The organism is Agrobacterium sp. CFBP 3001, from assembly GCF_027871605.1.
GTDB lineage: Bacteria > Pseudomonadota > Alphaproteobacteria > Rhizobiales > Rhizobiaceae > Agrobacterium > Agrobacterium leguminum.
The window spans coordinates 1-18390 of sequence record NZ_JAQAHD010000008.1 but is presented as its reverse complement, the minus strand read 5'-3'; the positions used below and the strand labels follow the sequence as shown (position 1 = coordinate 18390).

The following is an 18390-nucleotide window of genomic DNA, read 5'->3' as shown; positions in this document are numbered from 1 at the left end:
GCGCAGACGCGCGTCGACTGGATTCCTGTGACAAGCACAGGAATGAGGGGGGTGAGGGGTGCGGATGCGTCGGGCCGCAAAACACCGTGCCGTGTCAAATTGGATTTCTGGAAGACCCTTGCAATGCGTGTAGACCTGTTCGATTTCGATCTGCCCGAGGAGAATATCGCCCTGCGCCCGGCGAACCCGCGCGACAGCGCGCGTCTGCTGGTGGTCGATCCGAATGAGAACCGCATGGAAGACCACCGCGTCTTCGACCTGCCGTCCTTCCTGAAGCCCGGCGATGCGCTGGTGTTCAACGACACCCGCGTCATTCCCGCCCAACTGGAAGGTGTGCGACTGCGCGAAGGCGCGCCGGAGACGGCGGTTTCGGCCACGCTGCACATGCGCGCAGATCAATCCCGCTGGAAGGCCTTCGCGCGTCCCGGCAAGCGCATCAAGCAGGGCGACCGCATCCGTTTCGGTTACGAGCGCGACAATGCCTGCGGCCTTGCCCATCTGGAAGCCACCGTCGAGGAGAAGGGCGAGGAGGGCGAGATCACGCTGCTGTTCGACGTCTCCGGCCCGGTGCTGGACGAGGCGATTGCCTCCGTCGGCCATATTCCCCTGCCGCCCTATATCGCGGCCAAACGGCCGGAAGATGCGCAGGACCAGACCGATTACCAGACCATCTACGCCCGCGAAAAGGGAGCCGTTGCCGCCCCCACCGCCGGGCTGCATTTCACGCCCGACCTGTTCGAAGCTCTTGATGAGGTGGGCATCGAGCGGCATTTCGTGACGCTTCACGTTGGGGCAGGCACTTTCCTTCCGGTGAAGTCCGACGATACCGACGATCACAAGATGCATTTCGAGATCGGCCATGTGTCGCAGGAAACCGCCGACCGGCTGAATGCGGTAAAGGCGCGCGGCGGGCGCATCGTCTGTGTCGGCACGACATCGCTGCGCCTGATCGAAAGTGCGGCCGATGAGAATGGCGTTATCCACCCGTGGTCCGACGCCACCGGCATCTTCATCACGCCGGGATATCGCTTCCGCGCGGTCGATATTCTGATGACCAATTTCCACCTGCCGAAATCGACGCTGTTCATGCTCGTTTCGGCTTTCTGCGGTCTCGAAACGATGCGTGACGCTTATAAGCACGCCATCGAAACCGGATACCGCTTCTATTCCTATGGCGATTCCAGCCTGTTGTTCCGGAAAAACTGATGCACGACAAATTCACCTTCACCCTGAAAGCCACGAGCGGCGGCGCACGCCTCGGCGAAGTCGCCATGCCGCGCGGTATCATCCGCACGCCCGCCTTCATGCCGGTCGGCACCGTCGGCACCGTCAAGGCCATGTATCTCGATCAGGTGCGGGAGCTTGGGGCCGATATCATTCTCGGCAATACCTATCACCTGATGCTGCGGCCGGGTCCGGAGCGAGTTGCCCGCCTTGGCGGCCTGCATGAGTTGATCCGCTGGCCGCATCCGATCCTTACCGACAGCGGCGGTTTTCAGGTGATGTCGCTTTCCGGTCTGCGCAAGCTGGACGAGCAGGGCGTGACCTTCAAGAGCCATGTGGACGGTTCGCTGCATCATATGTCGCCGGAACGCTCCATCGAAATCCAGGGCATGCTCGATTCGGATATCCAGATGCAGCTCGATGAATGCATCGCGCTGCCGGCCGAACGCAAGGAAATCGAGCGCGCCATGGAAATGTCGCTGCGCTGGGCCGAGCGCTGCCGCGTCGCCTTTGGCGAGCAGCCCGGCAAGGCCATGTTCGGCATCGTGCAGGGCGGCGACCAGCCGGACCTGCGCATTCGTTCGGCCGAAGGGCTGAGAGAGCTCGATCTCAAGGGTTATGCCGTCGGCGGCCTTGCCGTCGGCGAGCCGCAGGATGTGATGCTGGGCATGCTCGATATTACCCTGCCGGTGCTGCCTACCGAAAAGCCGCGTTATCTGATGGGTGTCGGTACGCCTGACGATATTCTGAAATCGGTGGCGCGCGGCATCGACATGTTCGATTGCGTGATGCCGACCCGCTCTGGCCGCCACGGGCTGGCCTTTACCCGTCGTGGCCGCGTCAATATCCGCAATGCCCGCCATGCGGAAGATATGCGCCCGCTCGACGAGCAGTCCAATTGCCCGGCCTCGCGCGATTATTCCCGCGCCTATCTGCATCATCTCACCCGATCCAACGAGGCGTTGGGCGGCATGCTGCTCTCCTGGCACAATCTTGCCTATTATCAGGAGCTGATGCAGGGTATCCGCAAGTCGATCGAGGAAGGCCGTTTCGCCGATTTCTATGCGGAAACCATCGAAATGTGGGCGCGGGGCGATATAGACCCCATCTGACGCTTCCCGAATTTTTCTCCTGTTTCGGACGCTTTCCTTGGCACACGCGCCTTACGTTCTTTTCCGGGATGATACGACCGGCACGGTGACAGCCTTCACCGAGCCGGAAGAGATCATCGTCGCGGATGAACCGGCGTCGTTTTTTGCTGCGCTGAAGCGCATGGAAGAGCTGCGCCGGGCCGGGAAATACCTCGCCGGCTATATGTCCTATGAAGCGGGCTTCCTGTTCGAGCCGAAGCTTGCGCCTTTTGCGGACGAGCCTCGCAACGTGCCGTTTCTCAATTTCGGCGTCTTTTCCGGTCCGCAGCCGGATGAGGGGCGGTTCGCGCGCCCGGCAAATCTGCCGGATGCGGATGCGTTTCTGTCCGGTCCCGTGCCGGCATGGAGCCTTCAAGACTATTGCCAGCGTTTCGCGCGGCTGCACGGGCATCTGCGTCGCGGCGACTGTTACCAGGGCAATCTGACCATGCCCGTTCATGCCCGCTGGAGCGGCGATCCGCTGCCGGCCTTCTGGTCGCTGATCGAGCGGCAGCCGGTGAAATATGGCGCGCTGGTCGATCTCGGCGGCCCGGTCATCCTGTCACGCTCACCGGAACTGTTCTTCTCGGTTGACGGGCAAGGTTTCATCGAAACCCATCCGATGAAGGGAACGACGCCGCGCGGAGCCGATGTGGCAGAAGACCGGGCGATTATCGCGGCGATGCTGGCGGACGAAAAGACGCTCGCCGAAAACCGTATGATCGTCGATCTGCTGCGCAACGATATTTCCCGCATTACAGAAGTCGGCAGCCTTGATGTGCCGCGGCTGTTCGATATCGAGACCTATCCGACCGTGCACCAGATGGTGAGCCATGTGCGGGCGAAACTTCTGCCTGACGTGACGGTGGAAGATATCTTCGCCGCCCTGTTCCCCTGTGGCTCCGTTACCGGCGCACCGAAAATGTGGGCGATGAAAATCCTGCGCGAGTTGGAAGCGACGCCGCGCGACGCCTATTGCGGCGCAATCGGCTTCATGTCTCCAAGTGGTGAGATGCGGTTCTCCGTGGCGATCCGCACGCTCAGCCTGTTTGATGACGGCCGCGCCGTCTTCAATGTCGGCGGCGGTATCGTGTTCGATTCCGTTGCCGAAGCGGAGTATGACGAGTGTCTGCTGAAATCGAAATTCGCGGTGGGGGACAGGTTGCTTCGAGCTTAGTCGCCTCCCTCATTCCTGTGCTTGTCACAGGAATCCAGCCCGCCCAAGTCCTTGGGCTGAAAAGACTCCTCCCGCCGCACGGACGTGCGTCGACTGGATTCCTGTGACAAGCACAGGAATGAGGGAGGTTGGAGGAAGCTCCGAGGTAGGCAGCCAAATGTGTGCCCTTAGGAAAGCCGGCTACGGTTTTCGCTACCAAACGTCCTCAGCGCCCGATCACCTCAAACACCCCATTCTCCACCAGCACTTCCTTTGCCGCCGCATGGCTCAGAAAGCCCGCTGGGCTGGCACTGGCGCCATAGGCGCCCGATTGCAGGATGGCGAGGAGATCGCCGGCCTTGAGCTTCGGCAGCGCCGCATTACGGGCGAGCGTATCGAGCGGCGTGCAGAGCGGGCCGACGATGGTTGCCGTTTCCTCATGCGCCGCCAGCATCATGGCCGGTGCGACGATGGGATAGTTGCGCTTGACGATCTGGCCGAGATTGCCGGAGGCGGCGAGGTGATGATGCATGCCGCCATCCGTCACCACGAAGGTAGTGCCGCGCGAGGTCTTTACCGAATTCACCTCCGCCACATAGATGCCGCCGGGACCGGCGAGGAAACGGCCGGGTTCGACGATGACATGGGCGTCGGTTATCAGTTCATGCGCCTTCAGAAGCGCCTTGAGGTCGGGTATGGCGGCGCTGACTTTTTCAAGATCGAGCGGCGTTTCGCCTGCGAAATAGGGAATGCCGAGACCGCCGCCGAGATCGATGGTTTCGAGCGGCTTACCGAGCATCTCGGCCAAGCGCGCGGCAAGGGAAATGCCGTGTCTCCACTGGGAGACAAGCATGTCGGCATCGAGGATCTGCGTGCCGCCGTAAATATGAACGCCGACGAGATCGATATATCGGGCGTCCTTGAAGAGCGGCAGGACATTTTCCAGCTCTTCCTCATCGAAACCGAAGGCCGTGGCCTTGCCGCCCATGCGCATCGCGCCGGCCTGTGCATCCGGCACCGGATTGATGCGGATCGAAGCCCTAACCGGCTTGCCGATTGCCTCGATGCGGGTGATTTCCTCGGCGCTTTCGATGTGGATTTCGCCGATGCCGCCCTCGATCACTTCGCGCAGCTCGGCCATGCCTTTGCCGGGGCCGGCGAAGATGATGTTTTGCGTTGCGACACCGGCCTTGATCGCGGCGCGGTATTCACCGACGGACGCGATTTCCGCACCCGCACCTTCCTGCCGGAAAAGCGAGATGATGGCGGGCAGGGGGTTGGCCTTCACCGAATAATAGATATCGGCAAAACCGCCGAGCGCGGTTTCGAGATCGCGATAGGCGCGGCGCATGGCGGCGGCGTCATAGAGGAAGCAAGGCGTTCCGGTCCCGGCGACAATATCGCGCACCGGAAGTCCGCCGATCATCAGATCGTTCTCGCTTGTGTCGAATAACGCGGCTGCAAAAGCCGGGCCGTGGCTCTGGGGCTTATCCGTTGGCGCCATTGTCCGTCCGTTCGCGCACCAGCGCGCGGTAATCCACCTTGCCATTGGCCGTGACCGGCAGCCGTTCCACCAGTTCTATGGCGCGCGGGATCATGAAGGGGGCGAGCATTTCGGCGGCCTTCTTCAGAGCCGCCGTTACATCGATATTCTGGTTGGCGGCAGTCGCCACGGCATGGACCTTTTCGCCCGCAAAGGGGTCCGGCAGGCCGATGACGGCGACCTGCTGGAAAAGGCCTGTCGACATCAGGCTTTCCTCAACCTCGGTCGGGCTGATGCGATAGCCCGACGATTTGATCATGGCATCGTTGCGGGCGACGAAGCTGAAGAAACCATCCTCGTCCTCCACCGCCAGATCGCCGGAATAACACACGGTCTCGCCGCCCAGCGCCGCCGGAATGAAGGGGTGCGGGCGCAGCACCTTTGCCGTATCCTCCGGCCGGTTCCAGTAACCCAGCGAGACGGTCGGGCCGCGATGGACGAGAATGCCGGGTTCACCCGGCTTTGCCCTTTGTCCCTCGGCGGTGACGATGAAGATTTCGCATTCGGGAATGGCCTTGCCGATGGAGGTCGGGCGGCGGTCGATTTCATCGGGCGGCAGGAAGGTGGAGCGGAAGGCTTCCGTGAGGCCATACATCAGATAGATTTTCGTATCCGGCAGCTTCTCGCGCAGCGCTTTTACGGTTTCCTGCGGCACGCGTCCGCCGGAATTGGTGATGTAACGCAGATGCGGCAGAGGCGTCTTTGTGAGCGACGGGGCCGCTTTCGTCAGGATCGCCCAGATCGTCGGCACGCCGGCGAGACCCGTGATGGCATGGTCGCGCAGATCACGGACGATCTCATCGCCCAGCCGAAAGGTGGAGATGATCGTGGCCGCACCCTGTTCAACCGCCGTCAGCAGCTGGTTAAGGCCATAATCGAAGCTGAAGGGCAGGAGGGAGAGAATGCGGTCCTTGGCCGTAATCTCAAGATAGGTACGCACGATGCGCGCGCCGGCCAGAAGATTGCGGTGAGACAGCATCACGCCCTTCGGCGAGCCGGTGGAGCCGGAGGTATAAAGAATGGCGGCCAGGTCTTCGCCGATTGCCGTTGAAGGCCGGGCGGGTGTGTCGGCGCGGGCCTCTATCTCTTCCGCCAGCAGCACCGTGACGTCGGGAAGGTCTTCCAGTGCCGCTTTCAGCTCATCCATCATCGCGGCGTCGCTGATGACGATTTTTGCGCCGCAATCCTTAACGATATGGCGGATCTGCTGCGCCTTCAGCAATGCGTTCACCGGCACGAAGACGCCGGACGCCATGCTCACGCCAAAGATCGACCAGCATTCCTCGATGCCGCGCGGCAGATAGATGACGACGCGGTCTCCGCGTTGCGCTCCGGCTTCCTGCAATGCCGCCGCGCAACGGGCCGCCGCTGCGGCAAATTCGCGATAATTCAGCGATCGGTCCTTGTGGACGAGGGCCTGATCGTCGGTCGCGGCGCGGGTGGCAAGCAGGTGGTGCAGCAGGAAATGGGGTGTCATATCCTCCGTTCCCTGAGGACGAAGGCGATGAGATCGGCCGGCGTGCCGAGATTGTCGGGCGTGAAATGTTCGTCATCGAGAATGATGCCGAAACTTTCGCCGAGGAAGATCATCAGCTCAAGAAAGCCAAGCGAATCGATTACGCCGCCTTCGAGAAGCAGCGTATCGGCGGAAAAGGGGGCATAGGCGGGAAAACGGTTGGAGAGGTAGGAATAGATGGTATCGGCAACGTCGATTTCACTCTTTTTCGCTGCAAGCATGCTCGTTCTCCGATTTCCCGCGTCTTTCCTAATGACCTGCCCGGAACGGCGCTTTTTCTGTAAAGGCCAAGATTCCGTCAAGTCGCGCACGACTCACTAAAATACCTACGGTGGCAATAACACCAACTCTGAGTATGCTTCGTTAATAAATCGTGGGTTCCATGCGCCTTTTACTTGTATCGGTGCAGATTTATGTGCGGCAAGCCCGCCGGCCTTTCGCTCTGCGCCCATTGCCGCCATGGTCAGCGCAAGCCGGCCATGGCCAAGAAGGTGGCGGGCGATTGCGGATATGTGCCTTTGCGCGACCTGCCGGTCTTCGCAATGGATGAGGCGGGCGGATGGCAATCTTTTGGTCGTGGTTTTCAGGAAGACCAGAGGGTAATGGCGGTTCTCCGCCTCCATAACCGCCACGATGCAGCCGAGACGGGCGTGGTCTTCCAGCAGGTCGCGCATTTCGGCGGAGAGTATTTCCGGTTTTATCTCGCCTGGCGGGCGCAGCCGTGCGCTTGCCGGGCGAAGCGCTGCAAAGGGCAGCGGATAAAAAAGCGTGCAATCGGTCACCGTCGCAAAGCCCAGCCTCTCATTCAGCTTGCAGGCTTCGGGAGAGGGGGTGAGATCGGTAAAGATTTCGTCCTCATTGGAGGACGCCATCTGCAACATGCGCGGGGCGAACCAGCGGCAGGAAGGCTCCACATACCAGCTGGACAGGTTGACGACGATCCTGCCGGTCTCCGGCAGACGGCTTTTGATCGTCAGCAGCACACCTGCGGCATCGTCGCCCTTCATCAGCAATTGCCCGATCGCGCCGAGTTCGCGCCGCTCGTGATGTTCGCTGACGAGCGACAAACCGCGCGACCAGAAGGCCTCGGTTTTTTCCGGGAAGCCTTTCGCCAGAAGAGCGACGGCGGCGACGCGGTTTCCGTTGTCGATCGGTACGATTTTCAGGGTCGCTCTCCGCAGGTCTGGCGTCGTTCTGGGCGGGGAGGGATTTTCAACTCCGCCGCGTAGTATCGGCTTACGACGATAGATTTACCGTCCCGTTAATCGCAATGGCTGCAGCGGGTTGGAGGTGATCAAATTTCTATGAATGGCGGGCGCGCGCGTTACGCGCGTCCGCCTGCGTCTTGTTCAATCAATAAACCACGACGCCGCGGATGCTCTCGCCCTTGTGCATCAGGTCGAAGCCCTTGTTGATGTCTTCGAGCGGCATGGTGTGGGTGATCATCGGGTCGATCTGGATCTTGCCTTCCATGTACCAGTCGACGATCTTCGGCACATCCGTGCGGCCGCGTGCGCCACCGAAGGCGGTGCCCATCCAGTTGCGGCCGGTGACGAGCTGGAACGGACGCGTGGAGATTTCCTGGCCGGCGCCGGCAACGCCGATGATGACCGACTTGCCCCAGCCGCGATGCGAGGCTTCCAGCGCCTGACGCATGACCTTGGTATTGCCGGTGCAATCGAATGTGTAATCGGCGCCGCCGATCAGGTCGCCATTGCGCTTCGTCATGTTGACGAGATAGGGCACGATGTCGTCGCCGACTTCCTTCGGGTTGACGAAGTGGGTCATGCCGAACTTCTCGCCCCAGGCCTTGCGGTCGGGGTTGATGTCCACGCCGATGATCATGTCCGCGCCAGCAAGGCGCAGGCCCTGCAGCACGTTGAGGCCGATGCCGCCGAGACCGAAGACAATCGCCGTGGAGCCGATCTCGACCTTGGCGGTGTTGATGACCGCACCGATGCCGGTCGTCACGCCGCAGCCGATGTAGCAGACCTTGTCGAAGGGCGCGTCGGGATTGATCTTGGCAAGCGCGATCTCCGGCAGAACCGTATAGTTCGAGAAGGTCGAGCAGCCCATATAATGATGGATTTTGTCCTTGCCGATGGAGAAGCGCGACGTGCCGTCCGGCATCACGCCTTGGCCCTGGGTGGCGCGGATGGAGGTGCAGAGATTGGTCTTGCGCGAGGTGCAGGAATAGCATTCGCGGCATTCCGGCGTGTAGAGCGGAATGACATGGTCGCCCTTCTTGACCGAGGTGACGCCCGGTCCGACATCGACGACGACGCCCGCGCCCTCATGGCCGAGAATGGCCGGGAACAGGCCTTCCGGATCGGCGCCCGACAGGGTGAAATCGTCTGTATGGCAGATGCCGGTCGCCTTGACCTCAACCAGCACTTCGCCGGCGCGCGGGCCTTCGAGTTGAACGGTCATGACCTCAAGCGGCTTTCCGGCCTGAATGGCAACTGCGGCGCGAACGTCCATATCTTATCTCCTGGCATTGTCTTGTGATTGAACAGGGCTGTTTTGCCCGAGCTTGGCTTGAGGGACAAGGGGCGAGCCCAAGTTTGTGTTTTCGGAAGAAACCGTGAAGGCAAGCCCCACACTGCCGTTACGCGGTCATACGATTTTATTGTCGAGACCTAATTTACTAATAAATAAACTAAGCATATGAATTTGCTTCATATTTTTAGGTTCCGATTGAGTTTTGATTTACGGTTTGCGTGTTAATTGACCCCTGTATTTCAGGGGTCAGGCGAAGTTGCTCGAAAAGCAGCGCCGCCGGCGACCAACGAGCAATTTTCGAGCGACCGGCGTGAGCCGGACATTTTTTAGCGTCGCAGAAAGCAAGGCCTGTCGCTTTTCACAGCGCGCCTTTCCCATGGCGATGAGCGACATGAAACGGTGTTTTGATGACGAGCAGGCGGATTAAAAAAGCGGCATGGAAATGGAGCCTGTTTTCATCGCTCCTCAGGGACCGCGCCGGTACCTTCGCCATCATGACGGCGCTGCTGCTGCCGGTCTTTATCATTTTGCTGGGGCTGCTTTTTGAGGGCGGCAGGGCGCTGGCCTATTACAACCAGTCAAAGCGGGTCATGGCCATGGCATGCGAAAGAGCCACCAAGCCGACACGTACCTACACGTTGCTTGACACTGTCCGGCGCGACAATGTGACTGCGGCCTTCGATGCGATGATTCAATCCACGAAGCAGAAGGTCCTCTCGCGCGACGTGCAAGTGAAATGGACTGAGACAAAAATCAATGCCGAGTTCAGTTACGGGCTGATTTTCTCGGAGATGTTCAATCTCGAGAAGCTGAAATATCGCCTTGCATACTCTTGCGAGGGCATCCCGCCCTATCCCGAGGATGATGCGGTCATCATTGACAATATGTTCGAGAGCAACGCTCTCGGCGTCGAGCGGGTTCTGAAAAACGGCGTCACCAAGGAAACCCCCGGCGGTTGCTGGGGTGTCTATCCCTATTCGGAGATCGGATGGGATGGCGGGACCGGCCCCGGCGTCGAGTTGCAGGATTGGAGCAGCCCCTGCTGCCGCCGCAATCACAACTGGCAGGGCTATCCGGCGGGAATGCAGAGCAAGAAACTCAACGAGGCCCCTACCGCCAACGACAAAGCCTGTACTTTGAAGGAGGTCGATAAGGCAAAGACCACCGACAAAATCGAAATCGACAAGGATCCGGGCACCGAGCTCTCATTGCCAACCCGTTATGTCATGGAGCTCGATAGTGACTGGGGGCCGCCTGCGCCCGGCAAGAAAAAAAATATCGAAGCCAATAGCTCGATCTACAAGGATGTCGAGCTTCATCCCGGAATATATAAGATCATGGTTTGGTATAATGGGCGCCGGGCCGTCGAGGACGTGGAGAAAACAAACGGAATCAAGATCTCGCTCCAACAGCTCCTTCCTGACCTGAAACCCCAGCAGCGGGTGTGGGAGTTGACCCAGGATAAAAACAGTATTGCCTGGACGCCGAGGGATTACAGTTTCAGGGTCAAGGCCTACTCGATCTATCGGGTGACGATTGAGGCAACCGGCCTGAGCGACAGCTTTGGTGGCATCATCACCGGTTTCCAGCTCATCTACGTGGATCGAATGGAAGAGGGCTGAGATGAAGTCCTTACTTTCCCCGCGTCGGGATAAAAGCCGTGGTGGCCCGCGCAGATGCCGGGTCGCGCATGCCAAATGTTATCGGCTGCTCGGCGACCGAAAGGCAGCAACGGCGGTTGAGACGGCTCTGCTGTTGCCGCTGTTTTTTGCTCTGATTTTCGGGACGCTCGAAATCGGCCTGCTGATGCTCTATTATCTTTATCTCTCGTTCGCATCGAATGCGGGTATCGAATATCTCCGCAAGGCGGCGTCGGACGGTAAACCGGCGACCGAGATTGCGTTGCGCAAGGCAATCGCCTCCAATTTCATTGGAGGGACTGACGAAACCACTCTCAAGATCGCCCTTTTGCCGATTCCTGACGACGATATTGCCGAAGCCAAAGTGCCCATACCGATCGTGAACGATTTTCGCCCGCCCGCCGATACCGCCGGGCAGTACATTCTGGCCATCGGTTACAACTGGAATTTTTTGATGCCGACGACGCGTTTCCTCGTGCCGGACACGGGCGGCATTCATCAGTTGCGCAACATTTCCCTGGCGATCACTGCCGTGCGGGTGACGGAATGAAAAAAACGACATGGTTTTTGCGTCTTGCTGGTTTCGGCCGTTGCCGTTCTGGCGCCGCGGCGTTGGAAATGGGGCTTTTGGCGCCGCTGCTTGTCCTTATGCTTGCAGTGATCATTGAGGTCGGGCGGGGTTGGCTCAGCTATGACCGGTTCATGACGATAGTCGACGATTCAGCGCGCTGGGCGGCAAGATTCCCCGAATTCGAGGAACGGGTGCGCACGGGGGTTCCGAGTTTTGTCGTCCTTTCCGGCAGCGGCATTCTCCAGACGGGCAAACTCGACCTGACGCTGAGAAGCGTCAAACTGGTGGACAAGATCGCCCGGCTGCAATTTCCCGCCCACAATTTTCTGGGATCTGCCGAAGATGTGCCTTGGGAGAAAACCGTGATCGCCAACGGTTTCGTCGCTCAGGACGCTATCATTGTTGTCTCTGGGCGGTACAGCTATCGGCCTCTGATCGCTGCGGTGGCCGATATCACGCTCAAATTCGAATATGTTGCGGCCGTCAACCCGTTCTTTTCCCAACGATATCCCTACCAGAGCGGCAAATCGGATTTCGCAAAGTGGAACCTCAAGCGCTCGCCATTCAAACCGAACTGATCGGCCTCAGACAGCCTCTGTCGCGACCTGGCTTTCGCCGAGCCACGCCGCACAATCCCGCAATGCCCGCGCTGCAATGAGCTGGCGTTTCATGATCGTCTTGTCCTTGCCGCGAAAACGCTTCACGCCCTCCGGCTTGACGATGGAGCCCGGCTCCAGTTCCGGGAACAGGCCGAAATTGATGTTCATCGGCTGGAAGGAGCGTTTGCCCGGCTCATCATCGGAAGAGAGGTGGCCGCCGGTGATGTGGTTGAGGAGCGAGCCGAGCGCGGTGGTGGCCGGCGGCAGGCTTGGGCTCTCACCCTTTTGCTCGGCGGCGGCGAAGCGTCCGGCGAGAAGGCCGACGGAGGCACTTTCCACATAACCTTCGCAGCCGGTGATCTGGCCGGCGAAACGCAGGTCCGGCCGCGATTTCAGCTTCAGCGAGCGGTCGAGCAGGATCGGGGAATCGATATAGGTGTTGCGGTGCAGGCCGCCGAGGCGGGCGAATTCCGCATTTTCGAGGCCCGGTATCATGCGGAATACATCCGCCTGAACGCCGTATTTCAGCTTGGTCTGGAAACCGACCATGTTGTAGAGCGTGCCGAGCGCATTGTCCTGTCGCAGCTGCACGACGGCATAGGCCTTGACCGTGGGGTTATGGGCGTTGGTCAGTCCCATCGGCTTCATCGGGCCGTGGCGCAGCGTCTCGCGGCCGCGCTCGGCCATGATCTCGATAGGCAGGCAGCCGTCGAAATAGGGCGTGCCTTCCCATTCCTTGAAACCTACCGTGTCGCCGGCAATCAGCGCGTCGATGAAGGCGTTGTACTGCTCCTCGTTCAGCGGGCAGTTGATGTAATCCTTGCCGGTGCCGCCGGGGCCGACCTTGTCGTAACGCGACTGGTACCAGCAGATATCCATATTGATGCTGTCGCGGTGGACGATGGGGGCGATAGCGTCGAAGAAGGCGAGCGCATCCTCACCCGTCTCGGCCTGGATGGCGGCTGCGAGATCCGGCGAGGTCAGCGGGCCGGTGGCGATGATCGAGTTGCCCCATTCCTTCGGCGGCAGACCGTTCACCTCTTCGCGCACGATCGTCACCAGTGGGTGACTTTCCAGCTCTTTCGTTACGGCCTCGGAGAACCCGTCGCGATCGACGGCGAGCGCGCCGCCGGCCGGCACCTGGTGCCTGTCGGCGCAGGCCATGATCAGAGAACCGGCAAGCCGCATTTCGGCATGGATGACACCAACCGCATTGGCCGTCGCATCGTCGGAGCGGAAGGAGTTAGAACAGACCAGTTCCGCCAGCGTATCGCCCTTATGCGCATCCGTGCCGCGCACGCCGCGCATTTCATGCAGGATGACGGGTACACCGCTCTGCGCGATCTGCCATGCGGCTTCTGAGCCGGCCAGCCCGCCGCCCACGACGTGAATGGGAGAAGTGGTCTTGTCTTGCATGCTGGCGTCCATGTGCCTCCGCGGGGCAAAGGCTCCCGTCCGGCGGCTGTCTTTCGAGTGATTATTCCGCGCGGGTCCCGAAGGACGCGGCATTGTTTGCGGATGCACTAGCATGCATGGCCGGGGCAGCCAAATGTTTTTGAGGATGGGGATGTGAGAGAGGATGTGGTCTTTATGCCCGCGAGCCGCCCGAACGTAACGAGCGATCTCGTTTCCGTCCTGGATGTGTAATTTGCTGTGATGGTTGGCAGCATTTTGGTAGTGGACCATCTTCCTCCGTCATTCCGGCCTTGAGCCGGAATCCAGCCAGCCCAGGTCTTTGGGCTGAAAGGACTCTTCCCACGGCGCAGACGCGCCGTGACTGGATGCCGGATCAAGTCCGGCACGACGGGAGAGGAGCGTAGCGAACCAGCCACCGACAAGAAAGGGGGGCGGTGCCGCATGGCATGGTTCGCCGGGCCGATGTTCGTCAATCGCCGACTGGCGAGAATTTCCAGTAGATCCTGCCAGAATCAAAAACGGCGCCAGAGGCGCCGCTTTTTTTACCTGTCGCTCAATCGTCGCGCCCTGGAGGTCGGGCAGCGGGACGATCGTTTACGCCTTAGCGGAACGAACGGGCTGCTACGTTACGGATGTCGTAACGGGTCAGGCCGATGTCGCTCAGAGCCTGGTTGGAAAGGCTGCCAAGTTCGTTGATCGTGCGGCGGTAGGAGATCCAGTTCTTTGCGATGCGGATGGGGTTCATGGTCGTTTCCTCAATCTATCTCTGTTGATTTCGTCTGCCGGCTCAGCGTTTCTCTGTGCTCTCGGCTGTTGAGGTTTATATATAGACATTGAGCCATGTTGTGCAGTGCAGAATTTAGGCTACTGCCATGCATTTGTGCACTACGTCGGCTAAATTTGCGGCTTTGAATATCGTCTGAGCAAAATATGAGCGGAAATGCCTGTGTTTCAGGCGGTTCTGACGGGTTTGGCAGCCTTTGGCGGCGCTAAAGGGGCTTTTCGGTGTAAAAAGGCGCGTCGGGAGGGGGCTCTGATGCTATCCGGGCGCTGCGCAGAGGGTCGGCCATCGATGCATTTTTCATCTGCCGACCCCGCGAGCGGCTGTGGCAATGCCGCTTCGACCCGGAGAACCGCCCAAAACGAAAAAAGGCCGGAGGCGGGAGCCTCAGGCCTTTTTGGGTAGGTCGTCTCGCATCCGCCGCAAGAAGCGGCGGTGCTCATAATCAGAAGCCGACGGCGGTCTTGGCGACGCGGCGGATGTCCTGACGGCCAATGCCGAGGTCACTCAGTTCGCGGTCGGTCATGCGGCCGAGTTCGGTTACGGTCTGACGATACTTGCGCCAGTTGGTGAGCGAGCGTGCAATGTTCATTTTCATCTTCCTCTTCGTGCTGTTCAGTCTCTGCGGCCAGTCTTGGGAGGCTTTGGTCCGGGGCTGAACTCGATCTCTGTATGACCATGAATATAATCGGTTTAATCAAAACAAAAACAGACAAAGCAAGATGTCACCTATGCACAGATTGCAATGCAAGCCGGTAAAACAGGCCGATTGCGGCGATTCATGCATAATTTGTGACCAATTTGTGTGCTTTTGGTGATCGTCTGGGGTTCGGCTGTGCGAAGGTGTGAGGGATGACCGGATAAGGGGCGGGGCAAGGGTGCGGAAGCCCCTCAATCGCTGGTCTGGAGCAGGGGCCGGCAATCCGGTAACTGGGCTGCGGGGCGCGCTATATATAATGTCAATGTAGCCGCATAAATATTGCCTGTTTCTCCGCCTGCCTGCATGCGATGCGCCGGGCGAGGTGGGGCGGGAAGGCGATGAGAGGCGGAGGCGGTGCGGCTTGCCGTTTTCCGCGCCAAATCGCCTCTGTCCGGCTGTTGCGCCCTGTTCCCCGGCGCGGGTGGCGAATAAGCGGAGAGCGCGGCCGGCTCCTGCCACCGGCGCGGGGATGAGAAAAGTCCGGAGGAAACGAAAGGCGGCGATAAGGCGTGCTTGACCCTTTCTGAACATTGTGACATACCGCCGCCCAACGTGCGGGTATGGCGGAATTGGTAGACGCATTGGTTTTAGGTACCAACGCTTCGGCGTGGGAGTTCGAGTCTCTCTACCCGCACCACAAGCAAGGCATGGCTGCGCCACGCTTGCGCCAGAGTGCATCCTTAGGGATGCGGGAGCTTCGGGGTTTATTATTCCCCTTTGGTCTTCTCTCCGGCGCAGGCGCAAAGGTGTCCGGCAGGCGCTTGTGTAACGAAATAACAGAAGCCACGGCCGGGGAACGATGTTTCCGGCGCAGTGCTCGAAAGTAAACCAACGGCTGTCTGAGCACCGCCGCCATGATGTGAAGGTTTGAGAAAATGCAGGTTATCGAAACGCTCGCTGAAGGGCTGAAGCGTGAACTCAAGGTCGTTATTCCGGCTGCCGACATGAAGGCCCGTCTGGACGAGCGCCTGGTTGACGCCAAGGACAAGGTTCGCATCAACGGTTTCCGTCCCGGCAAGGTGCCGGTCGGCCACCTGAAGAAGATGTACGGCAAGTCCATCATGGCCGACCTCGTCAACGAGCTGGTTCGTGAAAAGCCGACCGAAATCCTGTCCAGCCGTGGAGAGAAGTCTGCGACTCAGCCGTCGATCTCCATGACCGAAGACGAGCAGGAAGCCGAAAAGATCCTGTCGGCCGAATCCGATTTCGAATTCACCGTTGCCTACGAAATCATTCCGGCCATCGAACTGAAGGCCAATGACGGCATCAAGGTTACCCGCGAAGTCGTTGAAGTCTCCGAAGACGAAATCAACGAGCAGATTCTGAAGATCGCAGAAAGCGCCCGCACCTACGAGACCAAGAAGGGCAAGGCCGCCGATGGCGACCGCGTCACCATGAACTATCTCGGCAAGGTTGACGGCGTTGCCTTCGACGGCGGCGCTGCTGAAGATGCCGAACTGGTTCTCGGTTCCGGCCGCTTCATCCCCGGCTTCGAAGACCAGCTGGTCGGCGTCAAGGCTGGCGATGAAAAGACCATCACCGTGACCTTCCCGGCCGACTACCCGGCTGCGAACCTTGCCGGCAAGGAAGCCAACTTCGACATCACCGTCAAGGAAGTTGCTGCTGCCGCTGCTGTTGAAATCAACGACGAACTGGCCACCAAGCTCGGTCTCGAATCGGCTGAAAAGCTGAAGGAAATCGTCAAGGGCCAGATCGAAAGCCAGTACGGCAACATTACCCGCCAGAAGGTCAAGCGTCAGATCCTCGACCAGCTGGACGAAATGTACAAATTCGACACGCCGGCTGGCCTCGTCGACGCCGAGTTCGACAACATCTGGCGCCAGATCAACACCGATCTCGCTCAGTCAGGCAAGACCTTCGCTGACGAAGACACGACCGAAGAAGAAGCCCGCGAAGAATATCGCAAGCTGGCTGAACGCCGCGTCCGTCTCGGCCTCGTTCTCTCCGAAATCGGCGAAAAGGCCGGCGTTGAAGTGACCGAAGAAGAAATGCAGCGTGCGCTGTTCCAGCAGCTGCAGCAGTTCCCGGGCCAGCAGAAGGAAATCCTCGATTTCTTCCGCAACACCCCCGGCGCTTCCGCTTCGCTGCGCGCTCCGATCTTCGAAGAAAAGGTCATCGACAAGCTGCTCTCCGAAATCTCGGTAACGGACAAGACCGTTTCCAAGGAAGAGCTTCTGGCTGACGACGCCGAAGAAGCAACGGAAACCAAGAAGAAGGCCCCGGCCAAGAAAAAGGCCGCTGCCAAGGCTGACGACGCCGCTGAAGGCGAAGAAGCCGCTCCGAAGAAGAAGGCTCCGGCCAAGAAGAAGGCCGCTGAAGGCGACGCCGAATAATCTTCTTCAGTGCAAGCTGATTGAACAAGGGGCCGTAGCGAAAGCTGCGGCCTTTTTGTTTTGGGGCGTCCGGGTTCTGGGCGGTCGCGCGGGCTTCACTACCTTCGTTTCGATCACAATGCAGTGCAGCATGATTTTTTGCTGCATCTGCTCTTGTTCATCTCCCGTTCATCTGGCACCCTGCGCAGCATGATTTGCCCCGGCCGCTGCATGCGGTCGTTCGGGCATTGTGTGCCGCTCTTGCGCGGCCTTATCGCTGCCAAACCATTGGCCTTAAGCTTTTACCGTGCCTGCCGGGTTCTCCCGGTGCGCCCTTAATTTGCAAGGGGACAAGATATGTCGCCACGAACGGGTTTTACCCTTCTATTGTCTCTTTTCACCGCCGCTGGTACCGCGGCCCATGCCGATGAGGCCGGGCTGATCTGGAAGCCGGTGAAGAATTCCGACCGTTCCTATACGGCGCGTATCGGCGCGAAACTGCCGGTCGATACGCCCATTCGAGCAGGGCTGGAGATGGGCATGAGCGCTTCCAAAACGGGGCAGGTGGTGGATGCGCCGGTGCGGGTGTGGGGTAATGTCACGCTGCTGGCCGAACAGTTGCCAGGCGTCTCGCTCGCTCGCGATGTCGGCGTCATCTTCAATGCGCTGACGGGGTCGAGCAGCGTTTCCGTGACCTCGCAGCAGAAGCGCATCGTTACGCCGGAGCTGGATATCGAGGCGAACCGCAATTTCACCGTGCGTTATGACGGCACGGCGCAGCAATGGAACGGGGTGGATGTGTCGCAGTCGCTGCGCCTTTCCCGCTCCGAGACCGGCACGGCCTTTGTGCTGACGGGGGCGAGCCGTAACAGTTTCAACGAGTTCAGCAGCGGCGTGGCGGTGGAGCAGAAACTGGGCGATCACCTGACTGTGCGGGGGACGCTCGATCAGGGTTATGCGGATCATTTCCGGCCGGGGGTGAGTGCGCGGTACAGTATTCGGTGGTGAGGGGGGTGGGCTGTCTGCGCCGGGGTCGTCTCTAGATAAATGGGAAGCTGCAGATGAATGTCTCTCTTCCGTCATGCCGGACCTGATCCGGCATCCAGCCACGGCGCGTCTGCGCCGTGAGGGGAGTCTTTTCAGCCCAAGGACTTGGGCTGGCTGGACCCCGGATCAAGCAACCGTGGATGATCAAGCAAATGCTGGATCTGTCCTTGCGATGGCGTTGAGGATAGTGACGAGCTTCCGGATTGTTGCGACGATGGCTAGTTTGAAGGGT

Annotated in this window: 16 protein-coding genes and 1 tRNA gene; 9 read left to right on the top strand and 8 right to left on the bottom strand. The window is 59.8% G+C overall.

Annotation, left to right across the window (positions count from 1 at the left end; translation table 11 throughout):
- Window positions 1-123: 123 nt before the first annotated feature.
- The 3 genes from queA to PH605_RS12130 are packed head-to-tail and all read left to right on the top strand — an operon-like array spanning window position 124 to window position 3531.
- Window positions 124-1206: a tRNA preQ1(34) S-adenosylmethionine ribosyltransferase-isomerase QueA gene (gene queA, locus PH605_RS12140; protein ID WP_142845154.1), complete on the top strand. Its 1083-nt coding sequence runs from the start codon at window positions 124-126 to the stop codon at window positions 1204-1206.
- Window positions 1206-2336, top strand: a complete 1131-nt coding sequence (gene tgt / locus PH605_RS12135) for a tRNA guanosine(34) transglycosylase Tgt (protein ID WP_142845155.1) — start codon at window positions 1206-1208, stop codon at window positions 2334-2336. The genes queA and tgt overlap by 1 nt, the downstream gene beginning before the upstream one ends.
- Before the next feature lie 37 nt (window positions 2337-2373).
- Window positions 2374-3531, top strand: coding sequence for an aminodeoxychorismate synthase component I (locus PH605_RS12130; protein ID WP_142845156.1), 1158 nt, complete (start codon window positions 2374-2376; stop codon window positions 3529-3531).
- A 205-nt stretch (window positions 3532-3736) separates the two neighbouring features.
- Here PH605_RS12130 and PH605_RS12125 read toward each other — a convergent pair whose 3' ends face one another.
- The 5 genes from PH605_RS12125 to PH605_RS12105 all read right to left on the bottom strand — a co-directional run bounded on the left by PH605_RS12125 (window position 3737) and on the right by PH605_RS12105 (window position 9050).
- Window positions 3737-5014, bottom strand: coding sequence for a type III PLP-dependent enzyme (locus tag PH605_RS12125; RefSeq protein ID WP_161987882.1), 1278 nt, complete (start codon window positions 5012-5014; stop codon window positions 3737-3739).
- Window positions 4998-6530 carry an AMP-binding protein gene (locus PH605_RS12120; protein ID WP_142845157.1) on the bottom strand — a complete coding sequence of 511 codons (1533 nt, stop codon included), beginning with the start codon at window positions 6528-6530 and terminating at the stop codon, window positions 4998-5000. Before PH605_RS12120 ends, PH605_RS12125 begins: the two co-directional genes overlap by 17 nt.
- Window positions 6527-6790 (bottom strand): acyl carrier protein, encoded by a 264-nt coding sequence (locus PH605_RS12115; RefSeq protein ID WP_080856422.1) that lies wholly within the window; start codon window positions 6788-6790, stop codon window positions 6527-6529. The genes PH605_RS12120 and PH605_RS12115 overlap by 4 nt, the downstream gene beginning before the upstream one ends.
- 105 nt (window positions 6791-6895) lie before the next feature.
- On the bottom strand, window positions 6896-7636 hold the full coding sequence (locus tag PH605_RS12110) for a hypothetical protein (RefSeq protein WP_161987883.1): 741 nt from the start codon (window positions 7634-7636) through the stop codon (window positions 6896-6898).
- A gap of 286 nt (window positions 7637-7922) precedes the next feature.
- Window positions 7923-9050, bottom strand: coding sequence for an S-(hydroxymethyl)glutathione dehydrogenase/class III alcohol dehydrogenase (locus tag PH605_RS12105; RefSeq protein WP_003525152.1), 1128 nt, complete (start codon window positions 9048-9050; stop codon window positions 7923-7925).
- Window positions 9051-9478: 428 nt separating this feature from the next.
- Between PH605_RS12105 and PH605_RS12100 the strand changes: the two genes are divergently transcribed.
- From PH605_RS12100 to PH605_RS12090, 3 genes are read left to right on the top strand one after another with little or no spacing between them, the layout of a single operon-like run.
- Entirely contained in the window at window positions 9479-10693 is a 1215-nt protein-coding gene (locus PH605_RS12100) for a TadE/TadG family type IV pilus assembly protein (protein WP_142845159.1), read from the top strand.
- Between the two features lies 1 nt (window position 10694).
- The gene (locus PH605_RS12095) at window positions 10695-11261 is read left to right on the top strand and encodes a TadE/TadG family type IV pilus assembly protein (protein WP_078053059.1); all 567 of its coding nucleotides are present in this window, start codon (window positions 10695-10697) and stop codon (window positions 11259-11261) included.
- Window positions 11258-11860, top strand: coding sequence for a TadE/TadG family type IV pilus assembly protein (locus PH605_RS12090; RefSeq protein ID WP_125146650.1), 603 nt, complete (start codon window positions 11258-11260; stop codon window positions 11858-11860). Before PH605_RS12095 ends, PH605_RS12090 begins: the two co-directional genes overlap by 4 nt.
- Window positions 11861-11866: 6 nt before the next feature.
- Here PH605_RS12090 and trmFO read toward each other — a convergent pair whose 3' ends face one another.
- The 3 genes from trmFO to PH605_RS12075 form a co-directional block, all read right to left on the bottom strand.
- The gene (gene trmFO / locus PH605_RS12085) at window positions 11867-13309 is read right to left on the bottom strand and encodes a methylenetetrahydrofolate--tRNA-(uracil(54)-C(5))-methyltransferase (FADH(2)-oxidizing) TrmFO (RefSeq protein WP_161987884.1); all 1443 of its coding nucleotides are present in this window, start codon (window positions 13307-13309) and stop codon (window positions 11867-11869) included.
- Window positions 13310-13898: 589 nt separating this feature from the next.
- Complete coding sequence (locus PH605_RS12080) at window positions 13899-14042, bottom strand: DUF1127 domain-containing protein (protein ID WP_003495735.1); 144 nt, start codon at window positions 14040-14042, stop codon at window positions 13899-13901.
- 481 nt (window positions 14043-14523) lie between these two features.
- Window positions 14524-14670, bottom strand: a complete 147-nt coding sequence (locus PH605_RS12075) for a DUF1127 domain-containing protein (protein ID WP_004433052.1) — start codon at window positions 14668-14670, stop codon at window positions 14524-14526.
- Window positions 14671-15332: 662 nt separating this feature from the next.
- Between PH605_RS12075 and PH605_RS12070 the strand changes: the two genes are divergently transcribed.
- The 3 genes from PH605_RS12070 to PH605_RS12060 all read left to right on the top strand — a co-directional run bounded on the left by PH605_RS12070 (window position 15333) and on the right by PH605_RS12060 (window position 18119).
- A tRNA-Leu gene (locus tag PH605_RS12070) sits at window positions 15333-15415 on the top strand.
- A gap of 238 nt (window positions 15416-15653) precedes the next feature.
- Window positions 15654-17132 carry a trigger factor gene (gene tig / locus PH605_RS12065; protein ID WP_142845160.1) on the top strand — a complete coding sequence of 493 codons (1479 nt, stop codon included), beginning with the start codon at window positions 15654-15656 and terminating at the stop codon, window positions 17130-17132.
- Window positions 17133-17468: 336 nt separating this feature from the next.
- The gene (locus PH605_RS12060) at window positions 17469-18119 is read left to right on the top strand and encodes a hypothetical protein (RefSeq protein ID WP_142845161.1); all 651 of its coding nucleotides are present in this window, start codon (window positions 17469-17471) and stop codon (window positions 18117-18119) included.
- Window positions 18120-18390: the final 271 nt, after the last annotated feature.

Coding starts and splice junctions, on each gene's coding strand:
- queA (WP_142845154.1), top strand. CDS start 124: ATGCGTGTAGACCTGTTCGATTTCGATCTGCCCGAGGAGAATATCGCC.
- tgt (WP_142845155.1), top strand. CDS start 1,206: ATGCACGACAAATTCACCTTCACCCTGAAAGCCACGAGCGGCGGCGCA.
- PH605_RS12125 (WP_161987882.1), bottom strand. CDS start 5,014: ATGGCGCCAACGGATAAGCCCCAGAGCCACGGCCCGGCTTTTGCAGCC.
- PH605_RS12120 (WP_142845157.1), bottom strand. CDS start 6,530: ATGACACCCCATTTCCTGCTGCACCACCTGCTTGCCACCCGCGCCGCG.
- PH605_RS12115 (WP_080856422.1), bottom strand. CDS start 6,790: ATGCTTGCAGCGAAAAAGAGTGAAATCGACGTTGCCGATACCATCTAT.
- PH605_RS12105 (WP_003525152.1), bottom strand. CDS start 9,050: ATGGACGTTCGCGCCGCAGTTGCCATTCAGGCCGGAAAGCCGCTTGAG.
- PH605_RS12100 (WP_142845159.1), top strand. CDS start 9,479: ATGACGAGCAGGCGGATTAAAAAAGCGGCATGGAAATGGAGCCTGTTT.
- PH605_RS12095 (WP_078053059.1), top strand. CDS start 10,695: ATGAAGTCCTTACTTTCCCCGCGTCGGGATAAAAGCCGTGGTGGCCCG.
- PH605_RS12090 (WP_125146650.1), top strand. CDS start 11,258: ATGAAAAAAACGACATGGTTTTTGCGTCTTGCTGGTTTCGGCCGTTGC.
- trmFO (WP_161987884.1), bottom strand. CDS start 13,309: ATGGACGCCAGCATGCAAGACAAGACCACTTCTCCCATTCACGTCGTG.
- PH605_RS12080 (WP_003495735.1), bottom strand. CDS start 14,042: ATGAACCCCATCCGCATCGCAAAGAACTGGATCTCCTACCGCCGCACG.
- PH605_RS12075 (WP_004433052.1), bottom strand. CDS start 14,670: ATGAACATTGCACGCTCGCTCACCAACTGGCGCAAGTATCGTCAGACC.
- tig (WP_142845160.1), top strand. CDS start 15,654: ATGCAGGTTATCGAAACGCTCGCTGAAGGGCTGAAGCGTGAACTCAAG.
- PH605_RS12060 (WP_142845161.1), top strand. CDS start 17,469: ATGTCGCCACGAACGGGTTTTACCCTTCTATTGTCTCTTTTCACCGCC.